General features: G+C 52.7%; 2 rRNA genes. Both read right to left on the bottom strand.

What is annotated here, in order from left to right:
• Nucleotides 1-5: 5 nt before the first annotated feature.
• Nucleotides 6-118 (bottom strand): 5S ribosomal RNA (gene rrf / locus PQR40_RS38785).
• Nucleotides 119-328: 210 nt separating this feature from the next.
• A 23S ribosomal RNA gene (locus tag PQR40_RS38780) occupies nt 329-3,207 on the bottom strand.
• Nucleotides 3,208-3,484: the final 277 nt, after the last annotated feature.

Genomic DNA, 3,484 nt, shown 5'->3' with positions numbered 1-3,484 from the left:
GGGGAGCCTGACGATTACCTACTTTCACACGGGAATCCGCACTATCATCGGCGTGGAGTCGTTTCACGGTCCTGTTCGGGATGGGAAGGGGTGGGACCGACTCGCTATGGTCATCAGGCATGACTTGTTGCCGTACTGCTCGGGGAGCAATACAGCCAATCTGGAAGAAGTAGTTTCTGGTGATGCTCACCAGCGGGTAAAGCTGTTGGGGTTGTGTTGTTTCTGGCACAACACTGATCTCAACCGTGCGTCGCGTACTACCCCCTTCGGGGGTGGGATCACTGTAAGCGCTGAAGCGCCAACATTGATCGCAAAACACACCTGTTATAGGATCAAGCCTTACGGGCAATTAGTATCAGTTAGCTTAACGCATTACTGCGCTTCCACACCTGACCTATCAACGTCCTGGTCTTGAACGACCCTTCAAGGGGCTCGAAGCCCCGGGGATATCTCATCTTAAGGCGAGTTTCCCGCTTAGATGCTTTCAGCGGTTATCTCTTCCGAACATAGCTACCCGGCGATGCCACTGGCGTGACAACCGGTACACCAGAGGTTCGTCCACTCCGGTCCTCTCGTACTAGGAGCAGCCCCCTTCAAATATCCAGCGCCCACGGCAGATAGGGACCAAACTGTCTCACGACGTTTTAAACCCAGCTCACGTACCTCTTTAAATGGCGAACAGCCATACCCTTGGGACCGGCTACAGCCCCAGGATGAGATGAGCCGACATCGAGGTGCCAAACACCGCCGTCGATATGAACTCTTGGGCGGTATCAGCCTGTTATCCCCAGAGTACCTTTTATCCGTTGAGCGATGGCCCTTCCATACAGAACCACCGGATCACTATGACCTGCTTTCGCACCTGCTCGACTTGTCGGTCTCGCAGTTAAGCACGCTTATGCCATTGCACTATCAGCACGATTTCCGACCGTACCTAGCGTACCTTCGTACTCCTCCGTTACACTTTGGGAGGAGACCGCCCCAGTCAAACTGCCTACCATGCACTGTCCCCGACCCGGATCACGGGCCAAGGTTAGAACCTCAAACAAACCAGGGTGGTATTTCAAGGACGGCTCCACGCAGACTGGCGTCCACGCTTCATAGCCTCCCACCTATCCTACACAGATCGGTTCAAAGTCCAATGCAAAGCTACAGTAAAGGTTCATGGGGTCTTTCCGTCTAGCCGCGGGGAGATTGCATCATCACAAACACTTCAACTTCGCTGAGTCTCGGGAGGAGACAGTGTGGCCATCGTTACGCCATTCGTGCAGGTCGGAACTTACCCGACAAGGAATTTCGCTACCTTAGGACCGTTATAGTTACGGCCGCCGTTTACCGGGACTTCAATCAAGAGCTTGCACCCCATCATTTAATCTTCCGGCACCGGGCAGGCGTCACACCCTATACGTCCACTTTCGTGTTTGCAGAGTGCTGTGTTTTTATTAAACAGTCGCAGCCACCAGTTTATTGCAACCCCTTCACCCTTTGCGCGCAGGCGCATCAAGCTACAGGGGCGTACCTTATCCCGAAGTTACGGTACCAATTTGCCGAGTTCCTTCTCCCGAGTTCTCTCAAGCGCCTTAGAATACTCATCTCGCCCACCTGTGTCGGTTTGCGGTACGGTCTTGTTAAACTGAAGCTTAGAGGCTTTTCTTGGAACCACTTCCAGTTGCTTCACCGCCTAAGCGGCTCGTCCCATGCCCTTGAATTCCGCGCCCGGATTTGCCTGAGCGCCTTCTCCAACACAGGAACCGGGACTTCCAACACCCGGACAACCTTCCGCGATCCGTCCCCCCATCGCATTTAACAATGGTGCAGGAATATTAACCTGCTTCCCATCAGCTACGCATTTCTGCCTCGCCTTAGGGGCCGACTCACCCTACGCCGATGAACGTTGCGTAGGAAACCTTGGGCTTACGGCGAGGGGGCCTTTCACCCCCTTTATCGCTACTCATGTCAGCATTCGCACTTCCGATACCTCCAGCGCACTTTTCAATGCACCTTCGCAGGCTTACGGAACGCTCTCCTACCATGCACATAAATGTGCATCCGCAGCTTCGGTATATTGCTTAGCCCCGTTACATCTTCCGCGCAGGACGACTCGATCAGTGAGCTATTACGCTTTCTTTAAAGGATGGCTGCTTCTAAGCCAACCTCCTGACTGTTTTAGCCTTCCCACTTCGTTTCCCACTTAGCAATATTTGGGGACCTTAGCTGGCGGTCTGGGTTGTTTCCCTCTTGACACCGGACGTTAGCACCCGATGTCTGTCTCCCGTGATTGCACTCTTCGGTATTCGGAGTTTGCTATGGCGTAGTAATCCGCAATGGACCCCACAACCATGACAGTGCTCTACCCCCGAAGGTGATACACGAGGCACTACCTAAATAGTTTTCGGAGAGAACCAGCTATTTCCAGGTTTGTTTAGCCTTTCACCCCTATCCACAGCTCATCCCCTAACTTTTCAACGTTAGTGGGTTCGGACCTCCAGTACGTGTTACCGCACCTTCATCCTGGCCATGGATAGATCACCTGGTTTCGGGTCTACACCCAGCGACTGAACGCCCTGTTCGGACTCGCTTTCGCTACGCCTTCCCTAATCGGTTAAGCTTGCCACTGAATGTAAGTCGCTGACCCATTATACAAAAGGTACGCAGTCACCCCTTGCGAGGCTCCTACTGTTTGTATGCATGCGGTTTCAGGATCTATTTCACTCCCCTCCCGGGGTTCTTTTCGCCTTTCCCTCACGGTACTGGTTCACTATCGGTCGATCACGAGTATTTAGCCTTGGAGGATGGTCCCCCCATCTTCAGACAGGATTTCACGTGTCCCGCCCTACTTGTCGTACACCCAGTTCTTCCTCGCTGTTTTCGTCTACAGGGCTATCACCTGCTATGGCGGCACTTTCCAGAGCCTTCGACTAACAATGAAGATAAAGAGTACAGGCTGGTCCCATTTCGCTCGCCACTACTCTGGGAATCTCGGTTGATTTCTTTTCCTGCGGTTACTTAGATGTTTCAGTTCACCGCGTTCGCTTCTCATGGCCTATGTATTCAGCCATGGATACCTCAATAGAGGTGGGTTTCCCCATTCGGACATCGGGGGATCAAAGCTCGTTTGCCAGCTCCCCCCCGCTTTTCGCAGGCTACCGCGTCCTTCATCGCCTGTGATCGCCAAGGCATCCACCACATGCACTTGTTCGCTTGACCCTATAACGGGTGTGTCTCGCACTGCATCCACGGGGGATGAAGTGTTTCGCCACAGTCGCTACAGGTTGAGTATTCGTGTTGCGCCGTATTCCAAGAGCAATCTTTCGATTTCCCTTTTCATACATTGATACAATCACAACCCTGATTCACCTACTCACATGCCCATCTCTAGACACGCTTTCGTGAATCTCTTTACTACTTCTTCCTGATTGTTAAAGAACGACAGCCGATATAAAGCTCTGCTTCATATCACTCTGACTGGCTCAATCGCCAATGC

Origin of the sequence: Paraburkholderia sediminicola, assembly GCF_046026855.1 — a bacterium.
GTDB lineage: Bacteria > Pseudomonadota > Gammaproteobacteria > Burkholderiales > Burkholderiaceae > Paraburkholderia > Paraburkholderia sediminicola_A.
This window is presented reverse-complemented; position numbering and strand designations above follow the sequence as displayed.